A 17,242-nucleotide genomic window follows, 5' to 3' on the forward strand; every position below is an offset into this window, starting at 1 on the left:
AACACACGTGCTTTCAGAGTGAACTTACTGCAAAGTAAGGAAGGGTCGGCCTTCTCCACAAGACCGCGTACACGACAAAATCGGTGGGCGGACGAGGAGCGGGTTCGAGCGAGCGGGGGAGAGCCGTGCCGGGCAGACTCAGGGCGCCGACCGGCCGTTACGGCGGCAAGAGCGCCGAGGAGCGGCAGGCCGAGCGGCGCCGGCGGTTCCTCGACGCGGCGCTCGACCTGTTCGGCGGCGCCCCCGGCTTCCGCGCCACCACCGTCGCGGCGCTCAGCGAGGCGGCCGGGCTGTCGACCCGTCAGTTCTACGAGGAGTTCCGCACCCTGGAGGACGTGCTCGCCGCGCTCCACCTGGAGGTCAACGGCTGGGCCGAGGCGGCGGTCCTGGAGGCGGCCGCGCGGGCGGCGGACCTGCCGCTGCCCGACCGCGTCACCGCCGTCTTCCGCGCCTACGCGGGGAGCCTCGCCGCGGACCCGCGCCGGATCCGCATCACCTTCGTCGAGATCATCGGCGTGAGCCCGCGCCTGGAGCAGCAGCGGCTCGCCCGCCGCGCCGGCTGGGTCGACCTCATCTGCGCCGAGGCCGCGGAGGCCGCCACGCGCGGGGAGGCCGCCCCGCGTGACTACCGCCTCGCGGCGACCGGCTTCATCGGCAGCGTCAACGGCCTGCTGCACGACTGGAGCGCCGGCTGGGTGGACGCGACCCTGGACGAGGTCGTCGACGAGCTGGTCCGCCAGCTGCTCGGCATCCTGCGGCCGCCCGGGTGGAGCCCGGACGGCTGAGCCCGGACCGGGGCCCGCGACCGGTGTCGGACCCGGGCGGGCCCGGGTCCTGGTTCAGACCCGGGCGGACCCGCGCCGATCCGCCCGCGGCCCGGGGAACGCCCGCCGGTACTGGCCGGGGGAGACCCCGAGGTGCTTGAGGAAGTGGTGGCGCAGGTTGTTGGCCGTGCCGAGGCCGCTGAGCTCGCCGACCTTCTCGATGGGCAGGTCCGTCGACTCCAGCAGGGACCGTGCCCGCCCGAGCCGCTGGTCGAGGAGCCACTGCAGCGGCGTCGCGCCGGTGGCCGCCTGCAGACGCCGGTAGAAGGTCCGCGGGCTCATCGCGGCCCGGCGCGCCAGGTCGGCGACGGTCAGCGGCCGGTCCAGGTGGGCCCGGGCCCAGGCCAGGACGGGCGCCAGGCCCTCGTCGTCGCCGGCCGGCACGGGCAGTTCGATGAACTGCGCCTGCCCGCCCGGCCGGTGGGCGGGCACCACCATCCGGCGCGCCAGCTGGTTGGCGACGTGCGCGCCGAGGTCGCGCCGCACCAGATGCAGGCACAGGTCGAGGCCGGCGGTCAGCCCCGCGCTGGTCAGCACGTCCCCCTCGTCCACGTACAGCACCGACGCGTCGACCTCCACCTTCGGGTAACGCTCGGCCAATTGGGCGGTGTGCATCCAGTGGGCCGTCGCGCGCCGCCCGTCCAGCAGCCCCGCCTCGGCGAGCGCGAAGGCGCCGGTGCACAGGGACACCATCCGCGCGCCCGCCGCGTGGGCCCGGCGCAGCGCGTCGATCAGCTCCGGCGGCAGCGGCGTGCCCTCCTCGACGCACGGGTCGGGCACCGACGGCACGATCACCGTGCCGGCGCCGACCAGCCCGTCCAGACCGTAGGGCGTGCGCAGACTCAGCCCGGGACCCTCCGTCTTCCCGCCCCCGGCCCGGCACAGCCTCAACTCGTACCAGGGGTCGGCGAGATCGGGCTGCGGCTTGCCGAACACGGTGCAGGGGATGCTCAGTTCGTACAGATCCCACGAGGGGACTCCGATGTCCTCGGTGACCACGACGGCGACGGAACCGGCACTCATGCCCCGAAGCGTATGGCAGGAATTTGGTGGACGCCGTCACCGCTGTCACTGTCCCGGATCTTCGCGCCCTGCGAGCGTGGACGCACGTGATCACCCGGCACGTACGAACACCCCTGCACACGCGAGGAGTCGCAGCATGACCGCACCACAGCAGGCCGTCACCGTCCTCGGACTGGGCCAGATGGGCGCGGCCCTGGCCGCCGCGCTGCTGGACCGGGGACACCCGACCACGGTCTGGAACCGGACCCCGGACAAGGCCGCGCCCCTGGTCGAGCGCGGCGCCCGCGCCGCCGCCACGCCCCAGGAGGCGATCGCCGCCTCCCCGCTGGTCATCGCCTGCGTCCTCGACCACGGCGCACTGCACACGGTCGTCGCCCCCGTCGCCGGCGCGCTCCGGGGCAGAACCCTCGTCAACCTCACCTCCGGCTCCCCCGAGCAGGCCCGGGAGGCCGTCGCGTGGGCGGGCTCCCTCGGGGCCGGATACCTCGACGGCGCCATCATGACCACCCCGCCCGGCGTGGGCGACCCGGCCATGATGTTCCTCTACAGCGGCTCCCAGGAGGTCTTCGACACCCACCGCCCCACCCTGGCGGCCCTCGGCGACCCCCTGTACCTGGGCACCGATCCCGGCCTCGCCTCCCTCTACGACGCCGCCCTGCTGGGCCTGATGTGGTCGACCATGACCGGCTGGCTGCACGGCACGGCCCTGGTCGGCGCCGAGGGCACACCGGCCGCGGCCTACACGCCCGTCGCCATCCGCTGGCTGACGGCGGTGGCGGGCTTCCTCACCCGGTACGCGTCCCAGGTGGACGCGGGCCGCTACCCGGGCGACGACGCCACCGTCGACGTGCAGATCGCGGCCATCGGCCATCTGATCCACGCGGCGCAGGACCGGGGCATCGACAACGCCCTCCCCGAACTGCTGCGGACCCTGATGGAGAAGGCGGGCGCCGCGGGCCACGGCCAGGACAGCTACGCCGCCCTGATCGAGGTGCTGCGCCCCGCACCGCGGGGCCCGGCGGCCTAGCCCGACGCTGAACGGGGCCGCCGGCCGGGTGGGAGAGGGGCGTGACCGGCCGTCGGGCTGTGCGGGAGACCGGCCGGCGCCGGGGCCCGGCCATTCGGTGGTCCGGCTGCTGCCGCGTTCCGGACGGGTCCGCCTCGCCTGGGGTCTGGCCGCCACCGCCGCCGTCGCCGCCCTGGCGCTCACTCTCGTGCTGAGCGGCCCGGGCACCCCGCCCGCGGTCGCCGCGCCCCGGCCGCTGGTGGTCGACACCGGCTCCGCACCCGTACCGCTGGACCGGCTCGCCGAGCGCGCCGCGGCCGTGGCCCCGGCCGGCGCCGCGCCCCGGCTGCGCAAGAGCACGCACGTGCGGTCCTGGAGTCTCGGGCTGGCGGACGACGAGCCGCCGGTCACGCTGCCCGAGCAGCGCATGGTGCGCCGGCGGCCCGACGGCAGCCACACCGGGCTCGTCGTCGCGACCGACCCGCGGTACCCCGGCCGCCCCGTCCTGTCCGACGAGGGACGGCACACCGCGGCTCGTCGACGACGGCCACGTCCTGCTCGACCGCACCTACCCGCCGAGCTGGAGCGACGCCCCGCCCCAGTCACCACCACCCCGCGCCCCGGCCCGGCCGCGCGCCCACCTGACGGAGGCTCAGTACACGGACACCCCGCTGACCACGCCCGAGCTGCTGGACGCGGTCGCGACACTGCTCGACCACTGGAGTCTCGGCGCCAGGGAGAGCGCGGCACTCGCCCGGCTCCTCGCCGACGCCGAGCGACTGCGCCCGGCCGGCCGGGTGACCGACCGGCTGGGCCGGAACGGCCAGGCCTACGTGGCCGAGGCGCACGGCGTCCGCCGCATGCTGATCATGGACCCGGCCACCGGCGCCGTCCTCGGCCTGGAGAGCACCCTCACCGCACCCGACCCCGGGTACGGCGTCGAGAAGGGAGCCGTCCTGTCGTTCAGCGCCTGGATGCGCTGATCACGCCCGGACGCGGCAGCGCGGCCGATGCCGTCCTACTCGTCCCAGGCCTGGACCAGCGTCTGCTCGGTGATCTTGCCGTCGCGCAGCGAGAGCATGGACTCCGACAGGACGCGCACCCCGTCGGTGTACTCACAGCTCTCGCAGTAGGCGGCCTCGTCGCCCTCGATCACACAGCGCTCCAGCTTGTGCGACATGTCGCGGCTGTAGACGTCCTCCAGCATCCGGCCGATCTCGTCCCGGCCGTGCAGGACCTTGGGGTGGCTGGGCTGGGTCGTGCGGTCCACGATCCGCAGCTCGGCGTCGTCGGCGTAGAGGGAGAGCAGCATGTCCGGGCTGTCTCCCTCCAGGCCGCGGCGGAGCGTCTCGCGGTCGAAGGCGGGGTCTGCGGCGGTTCCCATGGCGACCTCCTCCGAAGGGTCTCTCTCCCGAGCCTCCACCCGCCCGGCGGCCCCGGCAAGCGCTGGGGGCGCTGGGCCTGACGGGTGAGCGAGGGCTCCTGCCCGTGTCCGCCGGGGGGCCGCCGGCGTTGCGAAAGGCATGATCTCAACACGACGTATCGCCGCCGCCGTTGGTCTCGCCGCGGGGGTCGCCGGCCTCGCCGCGCCGATGGCGCAGGCGGCCGACGCCGGGGCGAAGAGCCCGCTCAGCCCGATGGCCACGCTCGACTCGCTGACCGTGAGCGACCTGCCCGCCGAGCACAAGGACGAGATCCCGCGGCCCTCCGCGCAGCTCGAAGGGCTCAAGCGCCTGAAGGACCTCAACCAGCTGAACCAGGTCGCCGGCCTGGTCGCCCCGGTCTTCGGTTTCGTCCCGAACGTCCGCTGACGGCCGCGTCCGCGTGAGGGCCGCCCGGCTCCGGGCGGCCCTCAGCCCTGCCCGGACTCGGTGCGCTGCGCCGGGGCCCGGTCCGCGGCGGCCAGGAACTGCGTCGCCGCCAGCTCCGCGTAGAGCGGGTCGGCCGTCACCAGCTCCCGGTGTGTGCCCACGGCCCGGACCCGGCCCGCGTCCATCACCACGATCCGGTCGGCCGTCGTCACCGTGGACAGCCGGTGCGCGACCACCAGGACGGTCGTCGTGCGGGCCACGTCCGCGACGGTGTCGCGCAGCGCCGCCTCGTTCACCGCGTCCAGCTGCGAGGTCGCCTCGTCGAGCAGCAGCAGCCGGGGCCGCCGCAGCAGGGCCCGGGCGATGGCGACGCGCTGCCGCTCACCGCCCGACAGCTTGGTGCCGCGGTGCCCGACGAGCGTGCCGAGCCCGTCCGGCAGCCGGGCCACCAGTCCGTCGAGGCGGGTCGTCTTCAGCACCCGGGCGAGGGTGTCCTCGTCCGCCTCCGGGTGGCCGAGCAGCAGGTTGTCCCGCAGGGAGCCGGACAGGACCGGCGCGTCCTGCTCCACGTAGCCGATCGCGGCGCGCAGCCGGGGCAGCTCCCAGTCGGCCAGGTCCCGGCCGTCCAGCCTGATCACCCCGGAGTCGGGCTCGTAGAACCGCTCGATCAGCGAGAACACGGTGGTCTTGCCCGCCCCGGAGGGGCCCACGAACGCGGTCATGCCCTGCGCGGGCACGGCGAACGTCACGCCGTGGTGGACGTAGGGCAGGTCGTCGGCGTAGCGGAAGCGCACGTCGTCGAAGGCGACGGCGGCGGGCTCGGCGCCGGGGGAGGGCAGCGGCGCCGGCGCGGCGGCCGGCTCGGCGGGCAGAGACAGCGCCTCCTGGATGCGGGTGAGGGCCGCGGCGCCCGTCTGGTACTGCGTGACGGCCCCGACGACCTGCTGGATCGGCGACATCAGGTAGAAGACGTACAGCAGGAACGCCACCAGGGTGCCCACGTCGACGGCACCGGTGGCGACACGCGCGCCGCCCACCGCGAGCACGGTGATGAAGGCGATCTGCATGGCCAGCCCGGCCGTGTTGCCCGCGGCCGCCGACCACTTGGCGGCCCGCACGCTCTGCCGCCACGACTCCTGCGCCGCCTCGTGCAGCGTGACCTCCTCACGGTGCTCGGCACCGGACGCCTTCACCGTGCGCAACGCGCCGAGGATCCGCTCCAGCGAGGCACCCATGACGCCCACCGCGTCCTGCGCCCGCCGGCTCGCCTTGTTGATGCGCGGCACGATCACGCCGAGGACCACGCCCGCACACAGGATCACCGCCACCGTCACGCCCAGCAGCACCGCGTCGACCAGGCCCATCATCACCACCGTCGCGACGAGGGTCAGCCCGCCCGTGCCCAGGCCCACGAGCGAGTCGGTGGTGACCGCGCGCAGCAGGGTCGTGTCGGAGGTGATGCGGGCCATCAGGTCCCCGGGCTCGCTGCGGTCCACGGCCGGTATCCGCAGCCGCAGCAGATACGACGACAGGGCCCGCCGCGCGCCCAGCACCACCGACTCGGCGGTGCGCTGCAGCACGTACGAACCCAGCGCGCCCACCGCCGCGTTCGCCACCACCAGGCCCGACATGGCCAGCAGCGCGCCGGTGATGGCCCGGTCGTGCTCCAGGTCGTCGATCAGGCCCCGCGCCACCAGCGGCAGCAGCAGCCCGGTCGCCCCCGTGACCAGCGACAGCACGGCGCCGGCCAGCAGGGCTCGGCGGTGCGGCCGCACGTAGCCGAGGAGCAGCCGCCAGGGGGGTGGGGCGGTCTCGGTCTCTGCGATGCTCACGTCGCTCCTTCGGCGTCCGGGGGAGCGTTCAGGCTACGTCCGTGCCGGCATCCGCGGCCTGCCGTTTCGCCGGAGCGGCAGGTGGCCGATCCGTGCCCGTTACCGATCAGTCGCGCGTAGGGTCGGAAGCGGAACGGACCCCGGCCGACGAAGGAGTCAGCGCATGGCGCAGGAAGTACGCGGTGTGATCGCACCGGGCAAGGACGAGCCGGTGCGGATCGAGACCATCGTGGTCCCGGACCCCGGCCCGGGCGAGGCGGTCGTGCGCGTCCAGGCCTGCGGCGTCTGCCACACCGACCTGCACTACAAGCAGGGCGGCATCAACGACGAGTTCCCGTTCCTGCTCGGCCACGAGGCAGCGGGCGTGGTGGAGGCGGTGGGCGACGGCGTCACCGACGTCGGGCCCGGCGACTTCGTGATCCTCAACTGGCGGGCGGTGTGCGGCACGTGCCGGGCCTGTCTGCGCGGCCGGCCCTGGTACTGCTTCGACACGCACAACGCGCGGCAGAAGATGACGCTGACCGACGGCACCGAGCTGTCCCCGGCCCTGGGCATCGGCGCCTTCGCCGAGAAGACCCTGGTAGCCGCCGGGCAGTGCACCAAGGTCGACCCGGCCGTGGCCCCTCAGGTGGCCGGGCTGCTCGGCTGCGGCGTGATGGCCGGCATCGGCGCCGCCATCAACACCGGCGGCGTCGGCCGGGGCGACTCGGTCGCCGTCATCGGCTGCGGCGGCGTCGGGGACGCGGCCATCGCCGGCTCGCGGCTGGCCGGAGCGGCGAGGATCATCGCCGTCGACATCGACGACCGCAAGCTGGAGACCGCCCGCGCCATGGGCGCCACCCACACGGTCAACTCCCGCGAGACCGACCCCGTCGAGGCCATCCGCGAGCTGACCGGCGGCTTCGGCGCCGACGTGGTCATCGAGGCCGTCGGCCGCCCGGAGACCTACCAGCAGGCCTTCTACGCCCGCGACCTCGCCGGCACGGTCGTCCTCGTCGGCGTGCCCACCCCCGAGATGAAGCTGGAACTGCCCCTGCTGGACGTCTTCGGCCGTGGCGGATCCCTCAAGTCCTCCTGGTACGGCGACTGCCTGCCCTCCCGGGACTTCCCCATGCTGATCGACCTGCACCTGCAAGGGCGCCTGGACCTCGGCGCGTTCGTCACCGAGACCATCGCACTCGACGAGGTGGAGAAGGCGTTCGAGCGGATGCACCACGGTGACGTGCTGCGCTCGGTGGTGGTGCTCTGATGGCCACGCGCGTCGAACACCTCGTCACCTCCGGGCAGTTCGCCCTCGACGGCGGCACCTGGGACGTCGACAACAACGTGTGGATCGTCGGCGACGACCACGAGGCGATCGTCATCGACGCCGCCCACGACGCGGACGCCATCGCCGAGGCCGTCGGCGACCGCCGCCTGACGGCGATTCTGTGCACGCACGCCCACAACGACCACATCGACGCCGCGCCCGCGCTGGCCGAGCGCACCGGTGCCACGATCTGGCTGCACCGCGACGACCTGCCGCTGTGGAAGCAGACCCACCCCGACCGCGAGCCCGACGCCTGGCTGGTCGACGGCCAGGTCATCGAGGCCGGCGGCGCCGACCTCAGGGTGATCCACACCCCGGGGCACGCGCCGGGCGCGGTGTGCCTGTACGACCCGGGCCTCGGCACCGTCTTCACCGGCGACACCCTCTTCCAGGGCGGCCCGGGCGCCACCGGCCGGTCCTTCTCGCACTTCCCGACGATCATCGACTCGATCCGCGACCGGCTGCTCACCCTGCCGCCGCGGACCACCGTCCGCACCGGCCACGGCGACTCCACCACCATCGGCGCGGAGGCCCCGCACCTGGAGGAATGGATCGCCCGGGGCCACTGATCGCGTGTCGCCGTAAAAGGCGACAGAAGATGTCCGGCTTACCCGGCACCCTGAGACCGGCACACAGTCGAAGGCACGGGAGGCCGGACATGTCAGCTCCGCTCAAGGGCAAGGTCGCACTGGTCGCCGGGGCGACCCGGGGCGCCGGACGGGGAATCGCCGTCGAACTGGGCGCGGCCGGCGCCACGGTCTACGTCACCGGCCGCACCACCCGCGAGCGCCGCTCCGAGTACGACCGGCCGGAGACCATCGAGGACACCGCCGACCTGGTCACCGAGGCCGGCGGCCGGGGCATCGCGGTGCCCACCGACCATCTCGACCCGGCGCAGGTGCGCGCCCTGGTCGACCGCATCGCGGACGAGCAGGGCCGCCTCGACGTCCTCGTCAACGACATCTGGGGCGGCGAGAAACTCTTCGAGTGGGACAGCACGCTGTGGGAGCACGACCTGGACGACGGCCTGCGCCTGCTCCGCCTCGCCGTCGAGACGCACGCGATCACCAGCCACCACGCCCTGCCGCTGCTGCTGCGCACCCCCGGCGGCCTGGTCGTCGAGATGACCGACGGCACCGCCGACTACAACGGCGACCACTACCGCGTGAACTTCTTCTACGACCTCGCCAAGGGCGCGGTGCTGCGCATGGCCTTCGCCCTCGGTCACGAACTCGGCCCGCGAGGCGCCACCGCCGTCGCCCTCACCCCTGGCTGGCTGCGCTCGGAACTGATGCTCGAAACCTTCGGAGTGCGCGAGGACAACTGGCGCGACGCCCTGGAACGCGTCCCCCACTTCGCCATCTCGGAGACCCCGCGCTACGTGGGCCGGGCGGTGGCCGCGCTGGCCGCCGACCCGGACGTGGCCCGCTTCAACGGCACCTCCCTCTCCAGCGGCGGCCTCGCCCAGGTGTACGGCTTCACGGACCTCGACGGCAGCCGCCCGGACGCCTGGCGCTATCTGGTCGAGGTCCAGGACAGGGGCAAGCCGGCCGACACGACCGGCTACCGGTGACATGGACGTCTCCGGAACGGGATGTGTCTGAAATGCCCTATAAGTAGCCGTACAACTGTCATGCGCCGGTGGGGAATGTCACTGTTCCGTCGCATCCCCGCCGGGTGCACAACCAGAGCCCCTTCGTGGCCGTCTAGCTGGCAGACATCGCAGACCACTGACGCGAAGGGGCAGACAGTCATGGGGGACGTACGCAGACGGGGTGCCGTCGCACTCGGGCTCACCGCACTGGTGACACCGCTCACGCTCGCGCTCGGCACCACGCCGGCCGCCGCGGCGAGCTGCACCACGCAGACCGGCCCGTACCAGAAGCAGGTGGAGAAGTTCCTGGGCCGTCCGGTCGACGGCAAGCAGTCCGCCGCCGACTGCAAGGCCATCAAGGCCTTCCAGACCAAGCACGGCATCTCCCCGAACATCGGCTACGCCGGATCCGTCACCTGGGGCGTGATGGACCTGATGCAGAAGCAGAAGGCCGTCGGCACGAACCCGAACAAGGACGGCAAGTGCCCGGTGAACAAGGGCCGGATCGCCTGTGTGAACCTCACGCTCCAGCTGAGCTGGATCCAGGACGGCAAGAAGCTCGTCTACGGCCCCGTCCCGGTCCGCACCGGCCGCAACGGCGACGAGACCCGCACCGGCCTGAAGAAGATCTACTGGCGCAACATCGACCACGTCTCGTCCATCTACGACGTGCCGATGCCGTACGCCCAGTTCTTCGACGGCGGTCAGGCCTTCCATCAGGCGAACGTCAGCATGTGGAACCCGCCGGGCTCGCGCGGCTGCGTCAACATGACCAAGACCGACGCGAAGAAGTACTGGTCCCTGCTGAAGAAGGGCGACGACGTCTTCGTCTACGGCCGCAAGCCGGGCACCTGATCCCCGGCGGGGCGCAGCGGGCGGCCGGTCCCTCAGGGCCGGTGGAAGCGTGAACTGGCTCACGTTTACCGGGAGATGGACGTGATCAGCGACACTGTCCGGTATGCCCGTTTACCTCACGATTACTCACATCGTCTTCACCTGAGGCGACGTATGCTTCACAGCATGTCCACCACTGTTGAACCTGCTTCCGAGCGATCGGCTGACGAGGTCAACGAGGAGATCCGGGCCCTGTGGCGCCGGTCGGGCGGGATACTGAGCGTCGAGCAGCGCGAGGAGTACCAGCGCCTCGTCCTGGAGTGGGCCGCTGCGGCCCCGCAGTCGGCGCCGGCGGCCTGACCGCCCGGTCCCGCCGAGGCATCGGACCCTCGTTCCGGGGCACCCCTGATCCGATGGGTGCCCTTCTCGCACTTCCCTCGGCCGTCGTCCACGGCATCGTCGTCCCCCAAGCTCTCGGCCTCGCTCGTTCCCGGCGGCGCCCTGCGCCCCGCCGATCTGCTGTGCGGCGTGCTCGTCCTCGGTGACCGCCCGGGCGCCGTCACCCGGCTGGGTGTCGGCCCCGGCCTCATCCCCAAGTCGCCGAGTAGTACTGCCGGTACGCCTTGCGGTCCTGCTCGGCCCGGATCCAGCGGGTCGCCACCAGGGCGACCAGGCTGCCCGCGATGACCAGCAGACCCGGGCCCACGTTGCGCGGGTCGGTCAGCCGGGTCAGCAGCGACGAGACGTCCGCGACCGGCACCGGCGCGGACGACCCCGGCGAGGCCGCGGCGGCGCCCTGCGAGGCCGACGGCGCGGGCTCCGCACCCGCACCGCCCCCGGCCCGCTCGGCCACGATCAGCTTGACTCCCAGCTCGCTCAGCGCCTTCGTCACCGGCTGGAAGAACGTCGTACCGCCCACCGCGCAGTCGCCGCTGCCGCCCGAGGTCACGCCGAGCGCGACACCGTCGGCGAACATCGGGCCGCCGCTGTCCCCGGGTTCGGCGCACACGTCGGTCTCGATGAGCCCGGTGACCGTGCCCTCGGGGTAGTTGACCGTCGCGTTCAGGGCGGTCACCTCCCCCTGGCGCAGTCCGCTGGTGCTGCCGCTGCGGAAGATCTTCTGCCCGACCTCGGGATCGGCCAGGCCGGTGATCCGCACCCCCTTGCCGTCCCCGATCGACACCACGTCCGCGCCCTGTCCCGCACGACCGCTGTCGTACTTCACCAGGGAGTAGTCGTCGCCCGGGAAACTTCCCCGCAGCGAGGTGCCGACCTGCTCGCGGCCCCGGTCGTCGGCGAACCAGACGGAACCGTCGGGCCCGCAGTGCCCGGCCGTGAGGATGAAGTCGCTCCTGCCGTCGGTGACGTTGAAGCCGGCCGAGCAGCGCCCCGCGGTCGACAGGATCGGCTCCGCCCCGTTGATCCGCGTGGTGAACGTGCCCTCGGTGCGCTCCATCCGGACGAAGCCGCCGATGCCCCGCGCGACCTCGGTCAGCCGGGACCAGTCGGAGGCGGAGACGGTACTGTCGCCGCGCACCACGACCTGGTTCTTCTTGTAGTCCAGGGCCCAGGCGGTGCCGGAAACCCGGGGTGCCGAACGCAGCGTCGCCGTCGCCGACTTGAGGTCCTTCAGGCTGTGGCTGACCCTCTTCGCCCGGGCCCCGGCCCGTTCGACCTCCACGGCCGCCTTCTCGTCGGTGACCGCCACGACCGGACGACCGGACGCGTCCACCCAGCTGCCCGCCGTGCGGGAGGCGCCGAGCCGGGAGACCAGATCGGTGCCCGTGCCGGTGGCCGGCTTCGCCGCGTAGGGAACGCCGATGGACGGGTCGGGCGGCTCGCTCGCCACGGCGCGTGTGACCATCACTCCTCCGAGGAGGAGTCCGCCGACGGCCGCCAGCCGTGTCACTCGCCGGACGACCCGTCGTCGTGCGTGCCTCATGCAGGGCTCCCGAACCAGAACAGCGCGGTGCGAACACCGCGGGGCCCTCCGTCAGTTGAGCGCCCTTCCTCCCATACGGGCCGGGACCGCGCGGTGTTCACCGCGCAGCCGATCCGGTCAGCGGCGGGCAGGCCGTCAGCCGGTCACCGGGGCGGCCAGCCGGGCCCGGCTGCGCGCGTCACCCCACACCGAGTCCGGATCGACGTACGGCCGCAGCAGGGCGGTGAGCGCCGGGTCGCCGCGCCGGTTCAGCTCGTCGGAGGCGATCTTGCGGGCGATGCCGGCGAGGAAGTCGGCGACCTGCACCCGCGCGTCGTCGCGGGCGACGACCAGCCGCAGTCCGGCCAGGGCCACGCCGGCCCGCCGGGCCGCCTCCTCGATCCACGCGATCCGGTCCGGGGTGAGCATGTTCTGCCGGTCGTGCACCAGCCGGACCGGCCGCCCGTCCCCGCTCCACAGCGCGGCCGTGCGCACGATCGCCGGGAGCAGCGGATTGAGCACGGGGATCAGCGGCGGCCCGGCCAGGAACCCCGCCCGGTAGGCCTCGGCGCGCGCCCGCGTCGCGGCGAGCCGTCCGAGGAACTCCGCCGCCCGCGTCCCCGGGTACGCGCGGCGCAGGGCGTCGACCGTGCCGTAGAAGGCGGCCACGGGGTCGCCGTTGTCGCGGACCCGCAGCAGCCGGTTGGCCGCCTCCAGGAAGGCCCGCCAGCCGTCGTCCCCGAAGGTGCCGCGTCCCGCGCGGAACAGGTCGGGCGCCTCGGACGTGCCGTCGAGCAGCAGACCCACGGTCCGCTCCACGACGAAGTACGACTTCTCCATGAGGTGCACCCGTGCCCGTCCGTGGATCGGCCCCTCCGGCGTGAGCAGCCACTCCAGCACCGCCCGGTGCTTCTCCCGCAGCAGGTGGTTCGCCTTGTACTCCTCCGCCGGAGAACGGATGCGGTCCCGGATCTCGCGGACGGCCGCCGCGGCCGACGCCACGGAGAGCGACACGCTGCCGTGGGCGAACACGTCCGTGTTCCCGCCCGTGAGGTTCTCGCCGTCCGATCCCGACTCGTCGCAGGCGACCTCCAGGAGCGTGCCCGACGCCCCGTCCTGCTCCCCGTCCTCACGATTCCCGCTCACTGCACGGCCCCCTATCGTGTGCCCATGACCAGGATCCCGCACGAGACGTCCGGTGAACCGAACCCCCTGCGTGTCCTCGGCCTCGACCAGCTCCGCCGCCGCACCAGCATGAAGTGGCGCACCCACCCGGAGGACGTGCTGCCCCTGTGGGTGGCCGAGATGGACGTGCCGCTGGCCGAGCCCGTCGTCCGCGCCGTCACCGCGGCGCTGGAGACCGGCGACACCGGCTACCCCGCCGGCACCGCCTACGCCGAGGCGCTGGCCGCCTTCGCCGCCGAGCGGTGGGACTGGGACGGGCTCGCCGTGCGGCGCACCGCGATCGTGCCCGACGTCATGCTGGGCGTGGTCGAGATGCTCAAGCTGGTCACCGGCCACGGGGACGCGGTGATCGTGAACCCGCCGGTCTACCCGCCGTTCCACGCCTTCGTCACCCACCTGGACCGGCGCATCGTCCAGGCCCCGCTCGGGGCGGACGGACGTCTGGACCTCGCCGTCCTGGAGGAGGCCTTCCGGCAGGCCGTCGAGGGCGGCCGGCGGGCCGCACACCTGCTGTGCAGCCCGCACAATCCGACCGGAACGGTGCACACCCGTGAGGAGCTGTCGGCCGTCGCCGCGCTCGCCGAGCGGTACGGCGTGCGGGTCGTCGCCGACGAGATCCACGCCCCGCTCGTGGTCGGCGGCACGGGCTTCGTGCCGTACCTGAGCGTGCCGGGCGCCGAGCGCGGGCTGTCGCTGATGTCGGCCTCGAAGGCCTGGAACCTCGCCGGGCTCAAGGCGGCCCTCGCGATCGCCGGGCCGGGGGCCGCCGCCGACCTGGCCCGGATGCCGGAGGAGGTCGGGCACGGCCCGAGCCACGTCGCCGTCATCGCCCACACGGCCGCCCTGCGCGACGGTGTCACCTGGCTGGACGCACTGCTGGCCGGGCTCGACGCCAACCGGCACCTGCTCGCGGACCTGCTGGCCGAGCACCTGCCCGCGGTCCGCTACCGCCCGGGCGACGCCACCTACCTGGCATGGCTCGACTGCCGCGCGCTCGGCCTGGGCGACGACCCCGCCGACGTCTTCCTGCGCCGCGGCCGCGTCGCCCTCACCTCCGGCCCGCCGTTCGGCACCGGCGGGGCCGGGCACGCCCGCCTCAACCTGGCCACCTCACCCGAGGTGCTCACGGAGGGGGTGCGCAGAATGGCGGCAGCGGCGGCCTGAGCCGGGGGACAGGCTCGTAGACTGCCCGCCATGGACGACAGGACGCTGGACGAGCTGGGCGCGGGCAAGTACCTGCTGGTCACCAGTTACCGCAGGAACGGCACGCCCGTCGCCACCCCCGTCTGGGTGGTGCGCGACGGGGACGCGCTCGGTGTGTGGACGGTGGCCGACTCCTGGAAGGTCAAGCGGATCCGCAACCGCGCCGACGTCCTGGTCGGCCCCTGCGACCTGCGCGGCAACCCGACCGGCGACCAGGTGCCCGCCCGGGCGGAGATCTGCGGCCCGGACACCACCGCCCGCTACCGCGGGCTGATCGCCCGCAAGTACGGCCTGACGGGCCGGCTCACGCTGCTCGGCAGCCGGCTGCGCCGGGGCGCGGAGGGCACGGTCGGCCTGCGGATCGTGCTCGCCCCCTGAGACCGGTCGAACGCCGTTGCCGGCGCGGGATGTGACGGGACGTCAGCTCCAGGCCCGGTACGGCTCGTCCAGCAGCTGGAAGACCGGCTCGCCGCGTACCGGGTCCTTGGCCGTGGACAGCCGCACACGGTCCCCGCTGTGGATCCCGATGGGCGGGCCCATCACCCGGCCGCGCACGACGAACCCCTCGGACATCTCGACCAGGGACACATTGCGCGCGGCGGGGGTGTTGCGGTGCACGACGGTGGAGTGGCGCACCGTGCCCGTGCCCTCGCTGCGCTCCGTGCGCAGGTCGGAGCCACGGCACACCGGACACAGCAGCCGGTGGTACATGGCGGTGCCGCACCAGGTGCAGCGCTGGAAGAGGATGGCGTCGGCGTCCGCGCTCCTGGTTTCGAGCAGACCCGTCGCGGAGCCGGCGGCCTGCTGGGTGACGCTTCCTGAGGGGTGGTACACGCTGGTCAACTCCCTGCACTCGGCCGGAATTGCGCGGGCGCGGTCACCCGCGCACACGCGTGCGCGGTTCGCCGTGCCACCGTGCACGCAGCACAGGGTATGGCACTCAGTGCCACTCGTAAAGGCACTCCGTACCCTCGATATGGGTCCTCAGGTCCGCCCCATCGCACCCTCGATCTCCTGCACCACCCGCCACAGCGGGGCGTCGCGCCGCGAGACGACGACCACCACGTCGCCGGCCCGCTGTCCGGCCGGCGGCACCGCGGTCTCGCCGAAGGTGGACTGCACGTAGGCCAGCGCGTGGTCCACGGCGGCACTCGCCTCGCCCCGCCCGTCCGAACGCAGCCAGGAGCGCAGCGCGTTGTTGTGCGCGGCCACCACAGCCGCGGCGATCACGTCGGCCCGCAGCGTGCCGTCCCGGCGGGCCGCGAACCGCCGGCGCAGGTACGCGGCCAGGGCCCGCTCGTAGCGCCACACCACCGACAGCTCGTAGGCCCGCAGCCCGGGGACCTTCTTGGTGAGGCGGTAGCGCTGCACGGAGAAGGCCGGGTTCTCGGCGTACATCCGCAGCACGAGCCGGGCCGCGTCGCAGACCCGCCGCACCGGTTCGTCGTCGTCGGCGCTCGCGGCGAGGAAGGCCGTCATGTCGGCCAGGCACCGCTCGTGGTCCGGGAAGACCACGTCCTCCTTGGAGGGGAAGTAGCGGAAGAACGACCGCCGTCCGACCCCGGCGAGCGCCACGATGTCGTCGACGGTGGTCTGCTCGTACCCCCGTTCCAGGAACAGCCGGAAGGCCGCCGCCACCAGCGCCTCCCGCATGGGCGGCTTCCCGTTCCCGGCCACGGCCTTCTCGGAGCTCATGTGTCGGAACGTAGCACCCGGGAGGCCCGGAATGGCACTCGGTGCAGCGTCATGGGGGTACTGAGTGCTTTTCGGCGTCCCTTCGGCCAGCGTTGAGCTTCCGGCGCGCCGGCCACGTATGGAGGGGCAGGACCGAAGGAGAGCAGCGTGCCGACACCGTCCGAGCCCCGCCCGCCGCACGACGGACCGCCTCTGGAGCCCATCCGCGTCCTGCGACCGCGCCGCACCGACGCGCTGGCGGAACTGATGCGGGAGTACCACGAGCAGACCCGCCGCACGGCGGGCGGCCCGGTGCCGGGCGGTCACGACCCCGGTGACCACGAGCCCGGTGGCTACGAGAGCGTCGTTCCGCCGCGTTCGCCGTCCGACCCGGCCACCCGGCCGCGCCCCCCGGCCGGGCCGGGCGGTCCGCCCCGCCCGCCTGCCGGATCCGAGGACCCGACGCGGGAACTCCCGCCCGTCGCCCCGGCGTACGGCGCCGGCCGCACGGCGAGTCCCGCGGTGGGCCGGCGCGGCTCCGCGCCTCCGGGCGCGGGGCGCCACGGTGCGGACCAGGGGCCGGGTCCACGCCGTGCCGCCGTCGCGGTGGCCGTCGTCGCGGCGGCGCTGCTGGGCTTCGGCGGCGCGCTCCTGCTCCGCGGCGGTGGGGCCACCGCGGACGAGGCCGCCCCCGCACCCGGCCCCACGGCGTCCGCCGCCGCGCCCACGCCCACCCCTTCGCCGCCGGCCGCCGACCCCGACGGCCCCGGCACGCTCCGTGAGGGAGCCACCGGCCCCGAGGTGGCCGAACTCCAGGCACGCCTGCTGCGCGTCCCCGACGTCTACCGGGACGGCTCCACCAGCGGCCGCTACGACCCCACCCTGACCGAGGCGGTCGCCCGCTTCCAGCTCTGGTACGGCATCCGCGGCGACGAGACCGGCGTCTACGGCGACGACACCCGCGCCGCACTGGAGGCCCGCACGGAGTACCGCTGAGCGGCGGTGTCCCCCCGCACGACACCCGGA

19 protein-coding genes are annotated in these 17,242 nt (G+C 73.8%); 12 read left to right on the forward strand and 7 right to left on the reverse strand.

What is annotated here, in order from left to right:
• Nucleotides 1-125: 125 nt before the first annotated feature.
• Complete coding sequence (locus ACF07N_RS24350) at nt 126-785, forward strand: TetR/AcrR family transcriptional regulator (protein WP_392116495.1); 660 nt, start codon at nt 126-128, stop codon at nt 783-785.
• Between the two features lie 54 nt (nt 786-839).
• Here the strand turns inward: ACF07N_RS24350 and ACF07N_RS24355 are convergent, their stop codons facing one another.
• Nucleotides 840-1,847: a GlxA family transcriptional regulator gene (locus ACF07N_RS24355; RefSeq protein ID WP_392116498.1), complete on the reverse strand. Its 1,008-nt coding sequence runs from the start codon at nt 1,845-1,847 to the stop codon at nt 840-842.
• A 136-nt stretch (nt 1,848-1,983) separates the two neighbouring features.
• On the opposite strand from ACF07N_RS24355, the gene ACF07N_RS24360 reads away from it, so the two are divergent.
• Nucleotides 1,984-2,874, forward strand: coding sequence for an NAD(P)-dependent oxidoreductase (locus ACF07N_RS24360; RefSeq protein ID WP_392116501.1), 891 nt, complete (start codon nt 1,984-1,986; stop codon nt 2,872-2,874).
• 776 nt (nt 2,875-3,650) lie between these two features.
• Nucleotides 3,651-3,836 carry a hypothetical protein gene (locus ACF07N_RS24365; RefSeq protein WP_392116504.1) on the forward strand — a complete coding sequence of 62 codons (186 nt, stop codon included), beginning with the start codon at nt 3,651-3,653 and terminating at the stop codon, nt 3,834-3,836.
• A gap of 35 nt (nt 3,837-3,871) precedes the next feature.
• Here the strand turns inward: ACF07N_RS24365 and ACF07N_RS24370 are convergent, their stop codons facing one another.
• Nucleotides 3,872-4,237, reverse strand: a complete 366-nt coding sequence (locus tag ACF07N_RS24370) for a nuclear transport factor 2 family protein (RefSeq protein ID WP_383336401.1) — start codon at nt 4,235-4,237, stop codon at nt 3,872-3,874.
• Nucleotides 4,238-4,376: 139 nt separating this feature from the next.
• Here ACF07N_RS24370 and ACF07N_RS24375 point away from each other — a divergent pair, with 139 nt between their 5' ends.
• A complete protein-coding gene (locus ACF07N_RS24375) occupies nt 4,377-4,664 on the forward strand; it encodes a hypothetical protein (protein WP_383349412.1) in 288 nt (95 codons plus the stop codon).
• A gap of 41 nt (nt 4,665-4,705) precedes the next feature.
• Here ACF07N_RS24375 and ACF07N_RS24380 read toward each other — a convergent pair whose 3' ends face one another.
• Nucleotides 4,706-6,496: an ABC transporter ATP-binding protein gene (locus tag ACF07N_RS24380; protein ID WP_392116507.1), complete on the reverse strand. Its 1,791-nt coding sequence runs from the start codon at nt 6,494-6,496 to the stop codon at nt 4,706-4,708.
• A gap of 163 nt (nt 6,497-6,659) precedes the next feature.
• Here ACF07N_RS24380 and ACF07N_RS24385 point away from each other — a divergent pair, with 163 nt between their 5' ends.
• From ACF07N_RS24385 to ACF07N_RS24405, 5 genes are all read left to right on the forward strand, one after another.
• The gene (locus ACF07N_RS24385; RefSeq protein ID WP_392116510.1) at nt 6,660-7,745 is read left to right on the forward strand and encodes an S-(hydroxymethyl)mycothiol dehydrogenase; all 1,086 of its coding nucleotides are present in this window, start codon (nt 6,660-6,662) and stop codon (nt 7,743-7,745) included.
• Nucleotides 7,745-8,374 (forward strand): MBL fold metallo-hydrolase, encoded by a 630-nt coding sequence (locus tag ACF07N_RS24390; protein WP_392116513.1) that lies wholly within the window; start codon nt 7,745-7,747, stop codon nt 8,372-8,374. The genes ACF07N_RS24385 and ACF07N_RS24390 overlap by 1 nt, the downstream gene beginning before the upstream one ends.
• Before the next feature lie 89 nt (nt 8,375-8,463).
• Complete coding sequence (locus ACF07N_RS24395; protein ID WP_392116516.1) at nt 8,464-9,378, forward strand: SDR family oxidoreductase; 915 nt, start codon at nt 8,464-8,466, stop codon at nt 9,376-9,378.
• A 180-nt stretch (nt 9,379-9,558) separates the two neighbouring features.
• Entirely contained in the window at nt 9,559-10,254 is a 696-nt protein-coding gene (locus ACF07N_RS24400) for a L,D-transpeptidase family protein (RefSeq protein ID WP_392116519.1), read from the forward strand.
• 153 nt (nt 10,255-10,407) lie between these two features.
• Complete coding sequence (locus ACF07N_RS24405) at nt 10,408-10,593, forward strand: hypothetical protein (RefSeq protein WP_392116522.1); 186 nt, start codon at nt 10,408-10,410, stop codon at nt 10,591-10,593.
• A gap of 226 nt (nt 10,594-10,819) precedes the next feature.
• On the opposite strand, the gene ACF07N_RS24410 is transcribed toward ACF07N_RS24405, so the two are convergent.
• Nucleotides 10,820-12,175 (reverse strand): S1 family peptidase, encoded by a 1,356-nt coding sequence (locus ACF07N_RS24410; protein ID WP_392116525.1) that lies wholly within the window; start codon nt 12,173-12,175, stop codon nt 10,820-10,822.
• A 135-nt stretch (nt 12,176-12,310) separates the two neighbouring features.
• Nucleotides 12,311-13,300, reverse strand: a complete 990-nt coding sequence (locus tag ACF07N_RS24415) for a hypothetical protein (protein WP_392116528.1) — start codon at nt 13,298-13,300, stop codon at nt 12,311-12,313.
• Between the two features lie 24 nt (nt 13,301-13,324).
• On the opposite strand from ACF07N_RS24415, the gene ACF07N_RS24420 reads away from it, so the two are divergent.
• Together ACF07N_RS24420 and ACF07N_RS24425 are read left to right on the forward strand one after the other, a co-directional pair.
• Complete coding sequence (locus ACF07N_RS24420) at nt 13,325-14,503, forward strand: MalY/PatB family protein (RefSeq protein WP_392116531.1); 1,179 nt, start codon at nt 13,325-13,327, stop codon at nt 14,501-14,503.
• A 30-nt stretch (nt 14,504-14,533) separates the two neighbouring features.
• Nucleotides 14,534-14,920 carry a PPOX class F420-dependent oxidoreductase gene (locus tag ACF07N_RS24425; RefSeq protein WP_392116533.1) on the forward strand — a complete coding sequence of 129 codons (387 nt, stop codon included), beginning with the start codon at nt 14,534-14,536 and terminating at the stop codon, nt 14,918-14,920.
• A gap of 42 nt (nt 14,921-14,962) precedes the next feature.
• On the opposite strand, the gene ACF07N_RS24430 is transcribed toward ACF07N_RS24425, so the two are convergent.
• Together ACF07N_RS24430 and ACF07N_RS24435 are read right to left on the reverse strand one after the other, a co-directional pair.
• Nucleotides 14,963-15,376, reverse strand: coding sequence for a Zn-ribbon domain-containing OB-fold protein (locus ACF07N_RS24430; RefSeq protein WP_383336389.1), 414 nt, complete (start codon nt 15,374-15,376; stop codon nt 14,963-14,965).
• Nucleotides 15,377-15,526: 150 nt separating this feature from the next.
• The gene (locus ACF07N_RS24435) at nt 15,527-16,237 is read right to left on the reverse strand and encodes a TetR family transcriptional regulator (protein ID WP_392116536.1); all 711 of its coding nucleotides are present in this window, start codon (nt 16,235-16,237) and stop codon (nt 15,527-15,529) included.
• A 147-nt stretch (nt 16,238-16,384) separates the two neighbouring features.
• Here ACF07N_RS24435 and ACF07N_RS24440 point away from each other — a divergent pair, with 147 nt between their 5' ends.
• Nucleotides 16,385-17,212, forward strand: coding sequence for a peptidoglycan-binding protein (locus tag ACF07N_RS24440; RefSeq protein ID WP_392116539.1), 828 nt, complete (start codon nt 16,385-16,387; stop codon nt 17,210-17,212).
• The last annotated feature ends 30 nt before the right edge of the window (nt 17,213-17,242 follow it).

Source organism: Streptomyces sp. NPDC015242, assembly GCF_043079125.1.
GTDB lineage: Bacteria > Actinomycetota > Actinomycetes > Streptomycetales > Streptomycetaceae > Streptomyces.

Excerpts from the sequence above, each read along its gene's own strand:
- ACF07N_RS24425 (WP_392116533.1), top strand. The coding sequence starts at position 14,534 with ATGGACGACAGGACGCTGGACGAGCTGGGCGCGGGCAAGTACCTGCTG.
- ACF07N_RS24355 (WP_392116498.1), bottom strand. The coding sequence starts at position 1,847 with ATGAGTGCCGGTTCCGTCGCCGTCGTGGTCACCGAGGACATCGGAGTC.
- ACF07N_RS24370 (WP_383336401.1), bottom strand. The coding sequence starts at position 4,237 with ATGGGAACCGCCGCAGACCCCGCCTTCGACCGCGAGACGCTCCGCCGC.
- ACF07N_RS24420 (WP_392116531.1), top strand. The coding sequence starts at position 13,325 with ATGACCAGGATCCCGCACGAGACGTCCGGTGAACCGAACCCCCTGCGT.
- ACF07N_RS24400 (WP_392116519.1), top strand. The coding sequence starts at position 9,559 with ATGGGGGACGTACGCAGACGGGGTGCCGTCGCACTCGGGCTCACCGCA.
- ACF07N_RS24385 (WP_392116510.1), top strand. The coding sequence starts at position 6,660 with ATGGCGCAGGAAGTACGCGGTGTGATCGCACCGGGCAAGGACGAGCCG.
- ACF07N_RS24435 (WP_392116536.1), bottom strand. The coding sequence starts at position 16,237 with ATGAGCTCCGAGAAGGCCGTGGCCGGGAACGGGAAGCCGCCCATGCGG.
- ACF07N_RS24375 (WP_383349412.1), top strand. The coding sequence starts at position 4,377 with ATGATCTCAACACGACGTATCGCCGCCGCCGTTGGTCTCGCCGCGGGG.
- ACF07N_RS24410 (WP_392116525.1), bottom strand. The coding sequence starts at position 12,175 with ATGAGGCACGCACGACGACGGGTCGTCCGGCGAGTGACACGGCTGGCG.
- ACF07N_RS24395 (WP_392116516.1), top strand. The coding sequence starts at position 8,464 with ATGTCAGCTCCGCTCAAGGGCAAGGTCGCACTGGTCGCCGGGGCGACC.
- ACF07N_RS24360 (WP_392116501.1), top strand. The coding sequence starts at position 1,984 with ATGACCGCACCACAGCAGGCCGTCACCGTCCTCGGACTGGGCCAGATG.
- ACF07N_RS24390 (WP_392116513.1), top strand. The coding sequence starts at position 7,745 with ATGGCCACGCGCGTCGAACACCTCGTCACCTCCGGGCAGTTCGCCCTC.
- ACF07N_RS24405 (WP_392116522.1), top strand. The coding sequence starts at position 10,408 with ATGCTTCACAGCATGTCCACCACTGTTGAACCTGCTTCCGAGCGATCG.